Origin of the sequence: Mangrovivirga cuniculi, from assembly GCF_005166025.1 — a bacterium.
Lineage (GTDB): Bacteria > Bacteroidota > Bacteroidia > Cytophagales > Cyclobacteriaceae > Mangrovivirga > Mangrovivirga cuniculi.
The window spans coordinates 1,265,795-1,282,714 of sequence record NZ_CP028923.1; the positions used below are offsets into that span (position 1 = coordinate 1,265,795).

Consider the following 16,920-nt stretch of genomic DNA (forward strand, 5'->3'; position numbering starts at 1 on the left):
AATTTAAGAGCATTATCTACCAGATGATTTTTAATGAAACCAATTGTAGAAGCAAAGCATATTACTAAAAGCTATGGTAAGAATATAGCGTTGGACGATATCACACTAGAGATTCATTCAGGGAAAATATTCGGATTACTGGGTCCTAATGGAGCCGGTAAAACTACTTTTATCAGAATTCTAACCAGCATTATTGCGCCAGATAAGGGGAAGATACTAATTAATGGGAAAGAGTTAAATTCTCATACAATAGAAAAAATAGGTTATTTGCCAGAGGAAAGAGGCCTTTATAAAAAAATGAAGGTTGGAGAGCAATTGATGTACCTGGCCGGCCTTAAAGGTATGAAGAAGAAGGAAGCTAAAGAGGCGATTATTTCCTGGATGAAAAGATTCGAGATGAAGGGTTGGTGGAATAAAACAGTTCAGGATCTATCTAAGGGGATGCAGCAAAAAGTTCAGTTCATCAGCACTGTAGTTCATGACCCGGATCTCATAATTCTTGACGAGCCCTTTTCAGGTTTTGATCCTGTAAACGCAAACCTGGTAAGAGACGAAATAATAAGACTAAAAGGAGAAGGCAAGACAATTATACTATCTACTCACCGAATGGAATCAGTGGAAGAGTTATGTGATGAAATTGCAATGATAAATAATTCCAAATTGATATTGTATGGTGAAAAAAATGAGATAAAGAACCAGCATAAACAGAATATTTGGACTATTGGTCATGCAGAAGGAAACCTGAATCTGACATCAGGAGAAGTTGTCCACACTTTTCTTGCTAATGGTGAACAAAGGACTGACGTGAAACTGAACTTTGATCATGGAGCCAATGATTTATTAAAAGAAGTTATAGATCAGAAGGAGGTTTTTAGCTTTAATGAAAAACTACCTACGATTAACGATATTTTTATTCAATCTGTAAATAAAAAAAATGAATAAGATCTTATTAGTCATCAGAAGAGAATACCTGACTCGTGTCACGAATAAAACGTTTATTCTGATGACATTTTTAACACCATTATTAATTGTTGGCGTTTATGCCCTGATAATTTTTTTATCAGTCAAAGGAGTTGAGGATCAAAAGAAAATTATAGTCCTGGATAAATCCGAAAAATTCAGAAAGGCTTTAATATCCTCAGACAACTTAGAGTTTGAGTTTTTATCTGAATCTTTATCCGGTGAGTTAGCCAAAGAGACATACCTGGACTCTAAGGCCTATGGTTTGTTATATATTCCAGATTTTAAGGGAGATGACCCTAAAGACGTTGTGTTAAGAACTAAGGGAAACCCGGGGATTGGAACGCTTACGGTTATTGAATCAATGTTAGAAGACGAAATTGAGCGTTTGAAACTTCAGAAAAAAGGACTTTCAACAGATATTTTTGATGAAATAAATTCGGATATCGATATAACGACTATCAATTTAAGTGAGGATGGAACAGAGAAAAAAACCTCAGCTCTGGTGGGTACGATTGCAGGGGAGTAAGTGCTTATATGATTTTCATATTTATAATGATTTATGGAAGTCAGGTAATGAGAGGGGTAGTGGAAGAGAAATCAGGAAAAATAGTTGAAGTGATTGTTTCTTCTGTAAAGCCTTTCCAGTTGATGACAGGTAAGATTATTGGAATTGCAGCAGTAGGATTGACTCAATTATTTATGTGGGTGGTTTTAACAATGGTGCTATTAGGAATAGCAAGTGCATTCATTGGTCAGACAGAAGTGGTGAATACGGCAATGGAAAGTCAGCAACAATTAAATGATTTAAATCAGGGAGGTGCACCTTCTGAATTTCAGGTTAATGTAATTACGGATATTATATCATCTTTGAATCTGCCTTTGATACTAGCTTGTTTTATTTTTATTTTCTGGGAGGTTTTCTATTATATGCTTCTCTTTTTGCGATGATAGGATCAGTGGTCGATTCGGAAACAGATACCCAGCAATTTATGTTTCCTGTGATCTTGCCTATAATAATAAGTATAGGAGTCGGCTTACCAGCAGTTGAAAGTCCGAATGGCACCCTTGCCACAGTATTTTCCATGATTCCTTTAACATCTCCTGTTGTAATGATGGCCAGATTGCCATTTGATATACCGGTATGGCAAATAATTGTTAGTATGTTGCTACTAATTTTGGGTATAATAGGAACTGCATGGCTGGCGGGAAGAGTATACAGAATAGGGATTTTAACCAGGGGGCTAAAGTTTCCTATAAGCTAATATTTAAATGGATGATCAAAAATTATTGATCAGCCTGCCTTTGCAAAAGCTTTGCAAGTAGTTGAAGCCTGTTGTGGGAATTGATGTTGCATTTTATTTTTTTCCATCTTAGAACAAGGTCTGTCAAGCATTAACGATATCCAGAAAGAAGCGTACTTTCTATCCTCAGGAGTACTGGAATTGTATTTGGATTTAATAGAAGTGACATGATATTCATAGGTGCAATGGAGAGATGAAGTAGCCTTTTTAAAGTGATTATTATTTAAAATAACTTCTTCAGTGTTTAATATAAAGAAGGATATAATCACCAATAGCGAAAGGGTTACAACAGAAAACTTCATGGCTATAGATTTTGTATATTATAAACGTAAATATAATGCTATTTGGTGCGTTTGTATTTTAAAATCTTATAACTTATGTTAATTTTTTAATCCGTTTGATGATGGCTAAACGTCAGAATGATGGGAATTTCTGGTTTGAGAGCAATAATTTCGTAAGGTTACTGATCTTACTGACAGCTATTGGTATAAGTATGGGAACCATTATTTATACTAATATTTTATCCAAAAGACTTAAGGAAAGAGAGCGACAATCAATCGAATTGTTCGCCAAAGCACTGGAATTTGTAAATAACACAGAAAATGCTGAAAATTTACAATTCGTATATAATGAGATAATTGGAGCTAATTCTTCAGTACCTTGTATAGTCGTTGATAGCCTGGGGAATGCAATAATGCATCGGAATCTGGATCTTCCTGAGGATATAACCCCTGAAAAGCAAAAGTCACTTATTCTGGCTGAGCTTGAGGAAATGAAAGCCGAACATTCACCAATTATTATTCAGGCTCAACTGGATAATGTAGTTTACAATACATGGCGATTATATTATAACAATTCAAATCTGTTTAACCAGTTGAAATATTATCCTTATGTCCAGCTCTCTATCTTGTTGGTTTTTGGATTCCTGGCCTATGTAGCATTCTCTTACAGTAAAAAAGCTGAGCAAAACAGGCTCTGGGTCGGTTTGGCCAAAGAAACTGCCCATCAATTAGGTACACCAATCTCATCTTTAATGGCCTGGGTAGAGTATTTTAAGGCCGTTCCCGAATTCAGAAACAGTGATTATATCAAAGAGGTTGAGAAAGATATAGAAAGGCTGGAGTTAATAACTGAACGTTTTTCAAGTATAGGAAGTACTCCTGCTTTGAAGGAAGTTAACCTGGTTGATCATGTAAAACACACGATATCATACTTACAAACAAGAATATCCCGTAAAGTATCAATCAATATAGAAACAGTTGTCGATCCGACATTGGTGAGTTTAAATCCATCTCTGTTCGCCTGGGTTATTGAAAATATTTGTAAGAATGCAGTAGATGCAATGAATGGGCAGGGAGCGATAAATTTAAAAATAATAAAGGCCAATGAAGGAAAGGTGTTTCTTGATATTTCAGATACTGGGAAAGGAATCTCTAAAAGCCATTTGAAGACAATATTTGAACCTGGTTTCACCACAAAGAAAAGAGGGTGGGGATTAGGTCTTGCACTAGTTAAAAGAATTGTTGAGAGTTATCATCAGGGAAAAATATATATAAAGCGCACAGAGTTGGATAAAGGAACTACTTTCAGAATAATTTTACCCTCTGCCAACTCCAGGATTTAAATTCAATTCGAATTTAATAATTTGTTTCTGCTGAAACTAAATCGAATACTATCATTAACAATTTGATAATTTTTTAGCTATTTTATTAAAAATCATCTAAATAATAAGAATTGACTCAATTATTGTTTGATTTAATGCCTGTAAATTGGTAAAATAGCAATATGAAAAATTCTATAGAAACAAAAAAATCGGTCTTAAAGAAGTTAATTGAAAGTGAAAATGATGTAAACACGCTTGAGAAAATCGGCAACATTTTAGGTGATGATGCTGATTCAACAGCATTAAAGGGAGGCCACAGCCGTCGTACCCTTACGCAAAGCGGGCGCCTGCTTAGCTTACGCGAAACAGACGATTATCTCAGCAGAAGACACGGACTGTAATTTTTTAAAAAGAAAATTAAACCCTGGCAGCTATAGCTTGTCAGGGTTTTTTTATGGATAATTGTAAGGTTAAAAAAGCGGATTTAGAAATTCTTTTATGCAACCGATTGAACTTCTATCATAAATTTTATCATAAGCTTTGGTTTCAGATAAATTAGTCCTACTTTTGCAGTCAAATTTTAAGGTTGCAGTTTCTTAATATTTAGAACATACAATGGCAAATATTGGTAAAGTATCCCAGGTTATTGGTCCGGTAGTGGATGTTAGCTTCGAGGGAGGAAAACTTCCTGACATATTCGATGCACTCGAAGTAACGATGCCTAACGGGCAAAAAAACATTCTAGAAGTACAGTTACACTTAGGTGAAGATCGCGTGAGAACTATCGCGATGGACGGAACAGAAGGACTTTTAAGAGGTCTTGAAGTTGTTGACACCGGTGCTAACATTTCGATGCCGATCGGAGAAGATATTAAAGGACGTCTTTTCAACGTAGTAGGAGAGGCTATCGATGGTATCAAACAACCTGAAGGTAATAATAAACTACCTATTCACAGAGATGCTCCAGAGTTTGAAAATCTTTCAACTTCCTCTGAAGTACTTTATACTGGTATTAAAGTAATTGACCTTATCGAGCCTTATTCAAAAGGTGGTAAGATCGGATTGTTCGGTGGTGCCGGTGTAGGTAAAACCGTACTTATTCAGGAGTTGATCAACAACATTGCAAAAGGACACGGTGGTCTTTCTGTATTTGCAGGTGTTGGTGAGCGTACTCGTGAAGGAAATGACCTTCTTAGAGAGATGATCGAAGCTGGTATCGTAAAATACGGTGAAGGTTTCCTTGAGTCAATGGAAGAAGGTGGCTGGGATCTTAGTAAAGTAGATCACAGCGAATTAAAAGAATCGAAAGCAACTTTCGTATTCGGTCAGATGAACGAACCTCCAGGGGCTCGTGCTCGTGTGGCACTTTCAGGTCTTACTCTTGCTGAGTATTTCCGTGATGGAGAAAATCCAGGTGAAGGTCAGGGTAGAGATATTCTTTTCTTCATTGATAATATATTCCGATTCACTCAGGCAGGTTCTGAGGTATCTGCACTTCTTGGTCGTATGCCATCTGCTGTGGGTTACCAGCCGACACTTGCTACTGAAATGGGGGCGATGCAGGAACGAATTACTTCGACAAAAAATGGTTCAATTACTTCGGTTCAGGCTGTTTATGTACCTGCCGATGACTTGACTGACCCTGCTCCGGCAACTACTTTCGCTCACCTTGATGCGACAACAGTACTTTCAAGAAAGATTTCTGAGCTTGGTATTTACCCTGCTGTGGATCCATTGGATTCAACTTCAAGAATTCTTTCACCTGATGTAGTTGGAAATGAGCATTATGATTGTGCTCAGAGAGTAAAAGAGATTCTTCAGCGTTACAAAGAACTTCAGGATATCATTGCAATTCTTGGTATGGAAGAACTTTCTGAAGAAGATAAAATGGTTGTTCACAGAGCAAGACGTGTTCAGAGATTCTTATCTCAACCATTCCACGTAGCAGAGCAGTTTACTGGTCTTAAGGGAGTGTTGGTTGATATTAAGGACACTATCAAAGGATTTAACATGATCATTGATGGTGAGCTTGATCATCTTCCTGAAATGTCATTCAACCTTGTTGGTGGTATCGAAGAAGCTATCGAGAAGGGTGAAAAAATGCTCGCTGAGACAAAATAAATTTAATAACGCAAAACAAGAATCGCTGATTCTTGTTTTCTTATACTGTGGAAGATATGTATCTAGAAATAGTAACACCTGACGAAAAGATCTTTGAAGGAGCAGTATTATCTGCTACTTTCCCGGGATCTAAAGGGTCTTTTCAAGTCTTAAATAATCACGCTCCGATAATTAGTTCATTAGACAAAGGAACTCTGTCTTATGTAACTAAGGACAATAACAATCATGAGATCACTGTTGACGGTGGTGTTGTGGAGGTTGCAAGTAATAGAGTTGTGGTTTTGGCTGAAAAAGTTATTCAGGAATAAGAATTACAATATCATTTGATAATAAAAAAGACCGATGATCATTCATCGGTCTTTTTGTTTTTTTTACCTTTCCCGGTCATTCTTCTAAACATCTTCTTTTCAAATTCCCAAAAGAATTTAAATTGACCGAATAAAAATGCATAAGCCAGTAATAATATCTGGTAGTTGATAAATGTGATTATAATTAAAAATGGGATCTTAACCCACCACGATGTTTCCGGTCCAAAACCTGCAATATCCAGCATGAATTTTTTCAGGTAAACTGCAGTGCTTCCGGTTAGAGCAAAGACAATTAATACTATCGCTACCTGCTTACCACTTTTTAAATTCCAGTGTTTCTGTAATTTTTTAAACCATTTCATTGGATAATATTTTCTATTGGGATCTCGATCTCACCCGGCTTTAACATCGCATTGATCAAACAAACACTTTCAAATTCTCCTATGTTTTCTACATTTATATCTTTTTCAGATATATAACCGTTTTCCAGTAAATACTGTCTGCGCGTACCGGCTAACAATGGAGTTTCAGGAGTGAAGTACATCCCTTTCTTTTTAAATAACAGATTTGAATAGGAGCTGTCTGTCACTTTTCCATCTATGACAATAATTATATCCTGAGCCGGCTCTTTAAGGTTATATAGTTCAGAAAGACTCTCCCGGTTTTCAAATTTAAAGGAATAATCGAAGGATGAAGATTCTATTAATTTCAAACTATCGATTTTTTTTGGTGAATATTCGATTATTGAAAAGTCTTCTGGTTTTTCATTGTAAACTATCCTCACCTTGTATCGGTTTCCATCCTGTGGTAGCTCTTTAAAGGTTAAAAAATTGTTAAGGTCAAAAGGATTTTGTCCAGGGTAAAAATGCTCAAAAGTACGATTAACCCTTTCCTGATGGTGCTTCAAAAGAGGGAAGTCATAATCTTCAAAACAGATGGATTCAATAAACCGGAACATAGATTTTATTCAAGACTTCTTCGTATTCGGTTTGGGCTTCACTTAAATGTGTAATGCCCCCGCCGCTGCGAAAATACAATTTTCCGTTTATATCTTTTTCAATAAAACGGATCAATACACAGCTATCAAAGTTTTTACCATCATAAATCCCCGCCACCCCGGTATAGTAGCCCCGGTCTGTTGATTCGGCCTTCTTTATTATTTCAAGTGTTTTCTTTTTTGGGGCGCCACTTATAGAGCCGGCAGGAAGCATTGAAAAAATTATTGAGCCTATATTTTTATACCAGTTCTCACCCAGTAGTGTGGATATTTGAGAGGACATTTGTAATAATTTCCCGCGGTGAGTGTTGAGTACATCCAGGTATTTAAATTTTGTTACTTCAACTTTTTTCCCAAGAATGCTCATGTCATTCCGTATCAAGTCAACAATGGTGACATGCTCTGCAGTTTCCTTGTGATCATTCAACAAACGTTCAGCATCTTTGTCATTCTTTAATACTCTTGTACCCTTCATTGGATACGAATGCATTTTATCTCCCTGGATCTTAATAAATGTTTCCGGTGAAAAGCTGATGAATTTATCTCGAAGCCATAGCTTGTATTTTGCTTTAGCACATTCAATAATTTCTTCCAGGGTATAATTTGAGGTGATTTCCGATCTGAAGGTCAGGTTGAGCAGATAGCTGTTGCCTTTAAATATTTCATTTTTGACGAGATCAAAAGCTTTATTAAACTCAGCAAAGCTAACGGGATTGAAGTCGAATGTTAAAGGAGTTGAACTGTGTGAAGAAAGCTGTTCAACATTTTTTACTCCATTAAAGTTAAAAGCTATTTCTTTAGGATTTATATCCTTGAGTGGTAGACAAATCGGATGATTGTGTTCGAAATCTATAAGGAAGAAAAATGGAATATGGCGGCTGCCAAAACTATTCATTTGATCAATAGTTCGATTGACAGCCTCCATGTTGCCAATTTCTAGAAGAGGCAGTTTTCTTGTCTTCTGGTATCGATTATCGATGATATTTTCCAGTTTCCGTCAATTTTTACTAGTTCGAACACATTAACACCACAATGGCTGAACTGTTCTCCGATATAGAATTTATAAGGAACCCAAGCTGAAGCTAGTGGTCCATCAATTTTTATTTCCAGGTTATCGATAACTTCGTTATACACTTCATCATGTGGAGTGCCAACTGCAACAGCGAAATCATTCAAGGATCCCGAGTGAAGGAGAACCTTGCCTTCTTTTTATAAACGGTTTTCATAGCAGGTTGCTTGATAAAGTATGTTACAAGAACTGTACTGTCGCCTGCTCTCATGGCATCAAAAACCTTATGGATAACCTCATCTACTTTTTCTTCATCGCTTTGAGCATTCGCAAAAGATAAACTGGTAAGTAATAATGCTAGTATAAATATATTTTTCATATTTAAATTGATTTTTAATGCATTATACTTATCAAGAGATTTAAAGTCTACAAAGTTTCTGTGAGCGGTTTTAGAGATTTCCAAAGATCATTGCCTGGAACCTCGGCTCTGATCTCAACATGTTCTTTTTTAACAGGATGTTGGAAACTAAGCTTGAAACCGTGAAGGGCAATGTCGGTTCCCGGGTTTTTTATTGTCGATCCATATTTTACATCTCCCTGAATCGGGCAGCCCATGCTACTCAACTGAACCCTTATCTGATGTGGTCTACCGGTCTCTGGTTTTACCTCCAATAAATATTTATCAGCGATCCTGCCCACAAACTTATAGGATAACACAGCTTTTTTAGCCCCTTTTTTAGGTTTGATATGAGCGTGAGTTTTGTTTTTTGCAGTGTCTTTTAGCAAATAGTGCTCAAGGGTGCCTTCTTGATTTTCCGGAAGCTTATTTACTATCGCCAGGTATGTTTTGTCAACCTTTCTTTCTTTAAAAACTTCGTTCATACGAGAAAGCCCCTTACTGGTCTTGGCCATTAATACCAGGCCACTTACCGGCCTGTCAAGACGGTGTATAACACCCAGGTACACAGCGCCGGGTTTGTTGTATTCAACCTTAATAAAGTCTTTGACAGCTTCTTCTAAAGTCGGGTCCTCTGTTCTGTCTGAATGGACTAACACCCCTGATGGTTTATTTACTGCAATCAGGTGATTGTCCTCATATATAATTTCAATGTGCTTTCCTTTTCTGGCCATATCTTAAAATTCAGAAGTGAAGTGTACCTTAATATCAGGGAAATTATCCTGGATCATCTGTAACCATGCTTTGGATTCTGCCATAAATACATATTTACCATCTTTGTCTACGGCAATATGTCTTCTTTTAGACTTAATGAATTCATTCATGTCCTTTTCATTTTCTGCCGATACCCAACATGCTTTATATATATTTTGAGGCTGGAATGCCACTGAAGCTCCATACTCTTCTTTAAGTCTGTGTTGAATTACTTCAAATTGTAGTGCACCAACGGTACCGACAATCTTCCTTGAACCCATTTCATATTCGAAAAGCTGGGCAACACCTTCGTCCATTAACTGCCTTAATCCTTTTTCAAGCTGCTTAGTTTTCATGGCATCCTTATTGATCACCTCTTTGAAAATCTCAGGAGAGAAGGCTGGAATTCCCTTGAAATTACTTCCATTTGATTCAAACAGAGTGTCTCCGATCTTTAAATTGCCTGTATCATAAAGTCCTACGATGTCGCCTGGGTAGGCCTCATCAATTATTTCCTTATCCTGGGCCATGAATGCAGTTACATTTGAGAATCTCATTTTTTGATTTTCCCTGACCCTGTGGTAAAATTTGTTTCTTTCGAATTTTCCGGAACAAACTCTGATAAAGGCAATTCGGTTTCTATGCTTCGGATCCATATTTGCATGTATCTTAAATACGAATCCTGTAAAGTCTTTTTCTGTTGGTATTACTTCTCTTTCCTCAGTCTCTCTCGATTTAGGCTCAGGAGCGATCTGAACAAAGCAGTTTAATAATTCATTGACACCAAAATTATTTACTGCCGAACCGAAAAATACAGGAGCTACTTCACCATTAAGATATTCATCTACACTAAACTCAGGGTAAACACCCTCGATCAATTCAATTTCCTCTCGTAATTCAGCAGCTGCATTTTCGCCGATATAATCTTCCAGCTCAGGGCTGTTTATATCTTCAAATTCGATCTGGTTATCAGTAATTTTAGCTTTTCCCGGTTCGAAAAGATTGAGTCTTTTTTCGAAAAGATTGTAAACCCCTCTGAATGATTTCCCCATCCCGATCGGCCAGGAAAGAGGACGAACTTTAATATTCAGTTTTTGCTCTATCTCATCAAGAAGTTCGAATGGGTCACGACCTTCCCGGTCAAGCTTATTAATAAATGCCAGAACGGGAGTGTTTCTCATTCGGCATACTTCCATCAGCTTCTCTGTCTGAATCTCAACACCTTTCACACAATCAATTACCATGATCACACTATCGACAGCGGTGAGTGTTCTAAAGGTATCTTCTGCGAAATCCTGGTGACCAGGAGTATCAAGAAGATTGATCTTTTTACCATTATATTCAAAACCCATAACTGAAGTAGAAACAGAGATACCTCTCTGCTTTTCAATTTCCATCCAGTCTGAACGGGCATGCATTTTTATCTTATTACTTTTTACCGCCCCCGCAGTATTAATGGCACCTCCAAAAAGAAGAAGCTTTTCAGTTAAAGTGGTTTTACCTGCATCGGGGTGAGAAATAATACCAAATGTACGTCGCCTGGCTATTTCTTGCTCTAGTCCTTTCATCCTCAAAAATTTAAAGATGCAAAGTTAGGGAATATATGGTTCCCAATACAGTAATCGGAACGAATTACTTAGAATATTTGGCAGAGAAGCCGGGGAATGCCAAAAAGGCAAAGATTTATTGATAATTATTAATTCTGACAGACAAAAATATGTTTCAAAACTCGAATTTGGTTAAAAATGACATTTTGTCAGTGAAAAAATCAATGGCACAGTGCTTGATAAATACTGGGTGTTGAAATAATTGTGAAATCATAATATAGATATAAATTTTAGTATGGGAAAAATTATAGGTATAGACTTAGGTACTACCAACTCCTGTGTGTCGGTAATGGAGGGTAACGAACCGGTTGTTATTCCAAATAGTGAAGGAAGAAGAACCACACCTTCGATCGTGGCATTTCTGGACGATGGTAAAGGAGAAAGAAAAGTTGGGGATCCTGCAAAAAGACAGGCAATAACAAACCCAAAAAATACAATTACATCGGTTAAGCGTTTCATGGGTAAAAAATGGAGCGAAGTAACTGATGAGCGTAAGCATGCTTCTTATGAAGTGGAGAAAGGTGCGAACGATACAATCAGAATAAAAATTGGTGACAGAAGCTATACACCACAAGAGGTATCTGCAATGGTTCTTCAGAAAATGAAGTCTACTGCTGAAGATTATCTTGGTACTTCAGTTACAGAAGCAGTTATTACTGTACCAGCATATTTCAATGATAGCGAGCGTCAGGCAACAAAAGAAGCCGGACAAATCGCAGGACTTGATGTTAAAAGGATTATCAATGAGCCTACTGCCGCTGCTCTTGCTTACGGTCTTGATAAAAAAGATAAAGATCTTAAAATAGCTGTATATGACCTTGGTGGAGGTACTTTTGATATCTCTATCCTTGAAATGGGTGATGGCGTATTTGAAGTAAAATCAACTAATGGTGATGTTCACCTTGGTGGTGATGACTTCGATGATGTGATCATCAAATGGTTAGCAGAAGAATTTGAGAAAGATGAAGGCATCGACCTTAGAAAAGACCCGATGGCACTTCAAAGATTGAAAGAAGCGGCAGAAAAAGCGAAGATTGAGTTGTCTAGTTCTACTAACACAGAGATCAACCTTCCTTATATTATGCCAGTTGACGGGGTACCAAAACACCTTGTTAAATCATTAAGCCGTTCAAAATTTGAACAACTTGCAGATAACCTGATCAAGAGATCAATGGATCCTGTGAAGAAAGCAATGAACGATGCAAGTTTAAGTCCTTCAGATATTGATGAGGTAATACTTGTTGGTGGATCAACTCGTATTCCTAAGATCCAGGAAGAAGTAGAGAAATTCTTTGGTAAGCGTCCTTCTAAAGGTGTTAACCCGGATGAAGTAGTAGCGATTGGTGCTGCAATTCAGGGGGTGTTCTTACCGGTGAAGTAAAAGATGTTCTTTTACTTGATGTAACTCCACTTTCTCTGGGTATCGAAACCATGGGAGGTGTATTCACAAAGCTGATCGAATCGAATACGACAATTCCATCTCGTAAATCTGAGGTGTTCTCTACGGCTGCCGATAATCAGCCATCAGTTGAGATTCACGTATTGCAGGGTGAGCGTCCGATGGCGAAAGATAACAAGACTATCGGTCGATTCCACTTAGATGGCATTCCACCTGCACCAAGAGGAGTTCCTCAAATCGAAGTAACATTCGATATTGATGCTAACGGTATCCTTCACGTATCTGCGAAAGATAAAGGTACAGGTAAAGAGCAGAAGATTAGAATTGAGGCATCTTCAGGTCTTACCGAAGAGGAAATCGAAAAAATGAAAAAAGAAGCAGAAGCAAATGCTGAAGCTGATAAGGCTGCCAAGGAAAAAGTTGATAAGCTAAACCAGGCTGATTCAATGATATTCCAGACAGAAAAGCAGCTTAGTGAGTACGGAGATAAGCTTTCTGCGGAAAATAAATCTAAGATCGAGTCTGCACTTAACGAACTGAAAGAAGTTCATAAGTCAGAAAACATCGAAAAAGTTGACGAAGCGTTAGAAGCACTCAACAAAGCATGGGAAGGCGCTTCTCAGGAGATGTACCAGGCACAGCAAGGTGCTGCGGGTGCTGAAGGTGGCGCACAGCCAGGAGCTGAAGGTCAGGCTCAGGGCGATGATGCCGGAGGTGCAGATGATGTTTCTGATGTTGAATACGAAGAAGTAGACGACGATAAGAAATAAATCTAAGATTAAGTTATAAATTCATTAAGCCCTGACAAGCGAAAGCTTCGTCAGGGTTTTTTTATGTCTTAAATCTTTCTGAGCATAGATTAAATATGCGTTTGATAGATCGCGATCAATGAAATCCTAAGAATCACTTTGGTGTGTTTAATAGGGCTATTTATTATATTTAAATAAACTAAAACAGATAATGAAAATTACGTATCAGGATCTTACTGAAGAGATATTAAAACGAACTAAATTTTGCCTGGAATTTGCCAGGTCGATCAGAGATATCTCAGATGCTAAATTAAATCATCGCCCCACAGATATCAGTTGGTCTGCTCTTGAGTGTATTGAACACCTGAATCGATATAGTGAATTTTATTTACCCATTTTTATGAAAGAAATTGAGAATAAATCAGGTGCAAGCAAAGATTATTTTTCTACTGGCTGGTTGGGTAAAAAATTTGCAGAGAGCGTAAAGCCTTTGTCTGAAGGAGCATCTAAAATGCCAACATTTAAGAGTAAAAATCCATTACATCAGGAATTGGATCCATCAGTAATTGATGAATTCACTACAGATCTTGAAGCTTTCCTCAAATCTCTTAATGCAGGTCTTGATGGGGTAGACCTGGATAAAAGGGTTAGCACGACTTTGCCAATAATAAAATTAAAACTGGGAGATGCTATGCGAGTTTACACATTTCATAACCACAGGCATATCGAACAGGCTAGAAAAGCTTTAGAATCTTATTAAATTATTGTAAGCTATTGTAGAATATTTCAATTGGATGAATAGCTGTCCTCCCGGTTCCATCTTTAATCTGATGTCTGCAGCTAGTACCCGGTGCTGCGATTAATGTATCCTCTTCAGTGGCTCTGACTATGGGTAATAATACTGTCTCACCGATCTTCATCGAAAGCTCGTAATGTTCTTTTTCATAACCAAATGAGCCTGCCATTCCGCAGCAACCACTAGGGATCATTTCAACTGTATAGTTCGGAGGAAGAGATAGTAATTTTTTTACCGGTACCATTGAGCTTAATGCTTTCTGATGACAATGCCCGTGAAGTTTGACCTTGTTTTGCTCTTCTTTATACTTAATGTCTTTTAGTTCTCCAAGCTCTATTTCACGAATTAAAAATTCTTCTACGAGATAGGTTTGCTTAGCGATTTCTTCTGCTTTTGGTTTTAATTGAATATCACAAAGATCTATGTATTCATCCTTGAAAGTAAAAATCGCTGAGGGTTCTATTCCTAATAATGGAGTTTCAGCATCCAGTAATGGATAAAGATTACTAATATTTTTATCGGCTAATTCCTTCGCTTTTTTCAAAAGTCCCTTACTGATATGTGCACGACCACTTTCTTCGTGATCTGGAATAAAGACTTCATAGCCTAGTTTTGCCAGTAATTTAATTGTAGTTATTCCAACTTCAGTGTCCAGGTAATTAGTGAATTCATCGCAAAATAAAATAACTTTTCCCCTTGAGGGTGCCTGAAAGCCAAAATTGTCTGCTTTATTTTTATTGTACCATTTCTTTACAGTGGTTTTATGAAGAGGAGGGAGAGACCTTTCAGTAGCAAATCCATTTAGATTTTTGATCAGGTTGCCGGTTAATTTATTTCCGATTATGAAATTGTAAAATGCAGGAAAAATCGAAGCTAACTGATTGACTTTATTCACATTGGCAATCATTTTACTTCTTAAAGGGATTCCTTTTGTTTGGTAACGTTGATGAAGAAATTCGGCCTTTAATTTGGCCATATCAACATTACTGGGGCATTCAGATTTACAACCCTTGCAACTCACACAGTGATCAAGAATTTCAAAAGCCTCATCACTTTCAAACGGTTTGTTTCTGTTTGGGTCGGAAATCATCTCCCGAAGGATATTAGCCCGGGCTCGTGTTGTTTCAATCTCATCCCGGGTAGCCATATAAGTCGGGCACATGGTCCCGCCTGCAGTAGAAAGTTTTCTGCAATCACCGGAACCATTGCACAGTTCTGCAGTTCTCAAATACCCTTGGTAGTCGTCAAATCTTAGAATCGTATTAAATTCAGGAGTTTCTTGATTTACAGCATATCTGAGAGATGTATCCATGGGTGGTGTATCGACAATTTTTCCTGGGTTGAATATATTGTCAGGATCCCAGCTATATTTAATCTGTCTCATCATCTCATAGGCTTTTTCGCCGACCATATAAGAGATGAATTCGGCTCTCAATCGCCCATCCCCATGCTCTCCACTTAAACTTCCTTTATATTTTTTTACTAATTTAGAAATCTCTTCAGCGATTAATCTGAATTCATGTTGGCCTTCAGAGGTCTTAAGGTTTAAGAGCGGTCTGAGATGTAATTCACCAGATCCTGCGTGAGCATAATGAACGCATGACATATTGTGTTTTGCAAGAATTTCATTGAATTCGTTGATATACTCGGGCAGGTCGTTTACATCAACTGCTGTATCTTCAATCACAGGAGCAGGCTTTGCATCGCCTGGAACGTTTGATAATAATCCCAACCCGGCTTTTCGCAGGGTCCATACTTTTTTAGTGTCCTCACCCCAGACTATCGGATAATGATAACCAAGACCTTCGGCTTTCAAAGCTTCTATTAGCTCTTCCGTTGCTTTTTTTAATTCTTCTTCCGAATTTTTTTTGAGTTCGATTATTAATATCGCTTCCGGGTTACCCTGAACGAAGAAACGATTTTTTCGCTGTTCTATATTTCCTTTTGTACGCTCTAAAATTTTGTCATCCATTAATTCAGAAGCACTGGGGTTGAATTTTAATCCGATCAGGTTCGCTTTCAATGAATCATAGATCGTTTCAAAATGAGGGCAAACCAGGGCTGTGTATTTCGGAGGAGTTGGAAGTACATTAACTTTAATTTCAGTGATGAAAGCAAGAGTTCCTTCAGATCCTGCAATTAGTTTGCAGAAATTAAATTGTTGATCTGAGCTTCCAAATACTTCTGCATCACTTAAAAGATCTAAGGCATAACCCGTATTTCTCCTGTGGATGGTTTTTTTAGGAAATGTATCTTCTATTAATTTGCGATTTTCTTCTGGACTTAAAAGTTCAAGGGCTTTGCGATAAACATCTCTTTCAGCTTTATTGGGGTTGTTCTCGCGGCACTTTTCTTTGAACTCATCTGCAGTGATATCCTTAAAAGTGACTTTCGAGCCATCATGAAGAAATGCTTTTATTTCTAACAGGTGGTCGCGGGTGCTTCCATAAATAACTGAATTTGCACCGCAGCTATTATTTCCAACCATTCCACCAATCATTGCCCGATTGGCCGTGCTGGTTTCAGGCCCAAAATATAGGTCATAGTCAGTTAAGAAACGATTTAGCTCATCCCTGATAACGCCGGGCTGCAGCCTTACCCAGGATTCTTCCTTATTTACCTCCAGGATGTTGGTAAAATGTTTAGAAACGTCTACAATGATGCCATTTCCAACTACCTGTCCGGCTAGAGATGTACCTGCTGTTCGTGGGATAAGACCCACTTTGAATTTTTTGGCAAGCTTTATTAAACTGATAATATCTTCCTCATTCTTAGGATATGTAACAGCAATAGGAAGCTCCCTGTAGGCGGAAGCATCTGTTGCATAAATGTGACGAAGGCTATTTTCAGTATGAATTTCTCCCGCAAAAGAATTTTTCAGGTGTTCTAATTCTCCTATGATCTCTTTCTCTTTCAT

At 37.6% G+C, this 16,920-nt stretch carries 18 protein-coding genes and 1 pseudogene; 10 read left to right on the forward strand and 9 right to left on the reverse strand.

Features of this window, described 5'->3' with window-relative positions:
- The first annotated feature begins 33 nt into the window (after positions 1 to 33).
- From DCC35_RS05825 to DCC35_RS21470, 4 genes are read left to right on the forward strand one after another with little or no spacing between them, the layout of a single operon-like run.
- Positions 34 to 942 (forward strand): ABC transporter ATP-binding protein, encoded by a 909-nt coding sequence (locus DCC35_RS05825; protein ID WP_137089897.1) that lies wholly within the window; start codon positions 34 to 36, stop codon positions 940 to 942.
- Positions 935 to 1,489 (forward strand): ABC transporter permease, encoded by a 555-nt coding sequence (locus DCC35_RS21460; RefSeq protein ID WP_137089898.1) that lies wholly within the window; start codon positions 935 to 937, stop codon positions 1,487 to 1,489. Before DCC35_RS05825 ends, DCC35_RS21460 begins: the two co-directional genes overlap by 8 nt.
- Before the next feature lie 8 nt (positions 1,490 to 1,497).
- Positions 1,498 to 1,911, forward strand: a complete 414-nt coding sequence (locus tag DCC35_RS21465) for an ABC transporter permease (protein ID WP_137089899.1) — start codon at positions 1,498 to 1,500, stop codon at positions 1,909 to 1,911.
- A complete protein-coding gene (locus DCC35_RS21470) occupies positions 1,908 to 2,225 on the forward strand; it encodes an ABC transporter permease (protein WP_262710373.1) in 318 nt (105 codons plus the stop codon). Before DCC35_RS21465 ends, DCC35_RS21470 begins: the two co-directional genes overlap by 4 nt.
- Before the next feature lie 29 nt (positions 2,226 to 2,254).
- Here the strand turns inward: DCC35_RS21470 and DCC35_RS05845 are convergent, their stop codons facing one another.
- Positions 2,255 to 2,566: a hypothetical protein gene (locus DCC35_RS05845; protein ID WP_137089901.1), complete on the reverse strand. Its 312-nt coding sequence runs from the start codon at positions 2,564 to 2,566 to the stop codon at positions 2,255 to 2,257.
- Positions 2,567 to 2,667: 101 nt separating this feature from the next.
- On the opposite strand from DCC35_RS05845, the gene DCC35_RS05850 reads away from it, so the two are divergent.
- The 4 genes from DCC35_RS05850 (at position 2,668) to atpC (ending at position 6,296) form a co-directional block, all read left to right on the forward strand.
- Positions 2,668 to 3,888 carry a sensor histidine kinase gene (locus DCC35_RS05850; RefSeq protein ID WP_246070159.1) on the forward strand — a complete coding sequence of 407 codons (1,221 nt, stop codon included), beginning with the start codon at positions 2,668 to 2,670 and terminating at the stop codon, positions 3,886 to 3,888.
- 161 nt (positions 3,889 to 4,049) lie between these two features.
- Positions 4,050 to 4,268 carry a hypothetical protein gene (locus tag DCC35_RS05855; protein ID WP_137089903.1) on the forward strand — a complete coding sequence of 73 codons (219 nt, stop codon included), beginning with the start codon at positions 4,050 to 4,052 and terminating at the stop codon, positions 4,266 to 4,268.
- Positions 4,269 to 4,482: 214 nt separating this feature from the next.
- Positions 4,483 to 5,988 (forward strand): F0F1 ATP synthase subunit beta, encoded by a 1,506-nt coding sequence (atpD, locus tag DCC35_RS05860; RefSeq protein ID WP_137089904.1) that lies wholly within the window; start codon positions 4,483 to 4,485, stop codon positions 5,986 to 5,988.
- A 56-nt stretch (positions 5,989 to 6,044) separates the two neighbouring features.
- Positions 6,045 to 6,296, forward strand: coding sequence for an ATP synthase F1 subunit epsilon (atpC, locus tag DCC35_RS05865; RefSeq protein WP_137089905.1), 252 nt, complete (start codon positions 6,045 to 6,047; stop codon positions 6,294 to 6,296).
- A 38-nt stretch (positions 6,297 to 6,334) separates the two neighbouring features.
- Here atpC and DCC35_RS05870 read toward each other — a convergent pair whose 3' ends face one another.
- From DCC35_RS05870 to DCC35_RS05900, 7 genes are read right to left on the reverse strand one after another with little or no spacing between them, the layout of a single operon-like run.
- Complete coding sequence (locus tag DCC35_RS05870) at positions 6,335 to 6,658, reverse strand: DUF6787 family protein (protein WP_137089906.1); 324 nt, start codon at positions 6,656 to 6,658, stop codon at positions 6,335 to 6,337.
- Positions 6,655 to 7,254 carry an aminotransferase class IV gene (locus tag DCC35_RS05875; protein WP_137089907.1) on the reverse strand — a complete coding sequence of 200 codons (600 nt, stop codon included), beginning with the start codon at positions 7,252 to 7,254 and terminating at the stop codon, positions 6,655 to 6,657. Before DCC35_RS05875 ends, DCC35_RS05870 begins: the two co-directional genes overlap by 4 nt.
- On the reverse strand, positions 7,238 to 8,218 hold the full coding sequence (locus tag DCC35_RS05880) for an aminodeoxychorismate synthase component I (RefSeq protein ID WP_137089908.1): 981 nt from the start codon (positions 8,216 to 8,218) through the stop codon (positions 7,238 to 7,240). Before DCC35_RS05880 ends, DCC35_RS05875 begins: the two co-directional genes overlap by 17 nt.
- Before the next feature lie 11 nt (positions 8,219 to 8,229).
- Positions 8,230 to 8,469, reverse strand: coding sequence for a hypothetical protein (locus DCC35_RS05885; RefSeq protein WP_137089909.1), 240 nt, complete (start codon positions 8,467 to 8,469; stop codon positions 8,230 to 8,232).
- Entirely contained in the window at positions 8,466 to 8,681 is a 216-nt protein-coding gene (locus tag DCC35_RS05890; protein ID WP_137089910.1) for a hypothetical protein, read from the reverse strand. The genes DCC35_RS05885 and DCC35_RS05890 overlap by 4 nt, the downstream gene beginning before the upstream one ends.
- Positions 8,682 to 8,728: 47 nt before the next feature.
- Positions 8,729 to 9,433 carry an RluA family pseudouridine synthase gene (locus DCC35_RS05895; RefSeq protein WP_137089911.1) on the reverse strand — a complete coding sequence of 235 codons (705 nt, stop codon included), beginning with the start codon at positions 9,431 to 9,433 and terminating at the stop codon, positions 8,729 to 8,731.
- 3 nt (positions 9,434 to 9,436) lie between these two features.
- Entirely contained in the window at positions 9,437 to 11,020 is a 1,584-nt protein-coding gene (locus DCC35_RS05900; RefSeq protein ID WP_137089912.1) for a peptide chain release factor 3, read from the reverse strand.
- 274 nt (positions 11,021 to 11,294) lie between these two features.
- Here DCC35_RS05900 and dnaK point away from each other — a divergent pair.
- Positions 11,295 to 13,228, forward strand: a pseudogene (gene dnaK / locus DCC35_RS05905) (molecular chaperone DnaK).
- A gap of 190 nt (positions 13,229 to 13,418) precedes the next feature.
- Positions 13,419 to 13,967 carry a DinB family protein gene (locus tag DCC35_RS05910; protein WP_137089913.1) on the forward strand — a complete coding sequence of 183 codons (549 nt, stop codon included), beginning with the start codon at positions 13,419 to 13,421 and terminating at the stop codon, positions 13,965 to 13,967.
- A gap of 1 nt (position 13,968) precedes the next feature.
- On the opposite strand, the gene DCC35_RS05915 is transcribed toward DCC35_RS05910, so the two are convergent.
- Positions 13,969 to 16,920, reverse strand: coding sequence for an FAD-binding and (Fe-S)-binding domain-containing protein (locus tag DCC35_RS05915; RefSeq protein ID WP_137089914.1), 2,952 nt, complete (start codon positions 16,918 to 16,920; stop codon positions 13,969 to 13,971).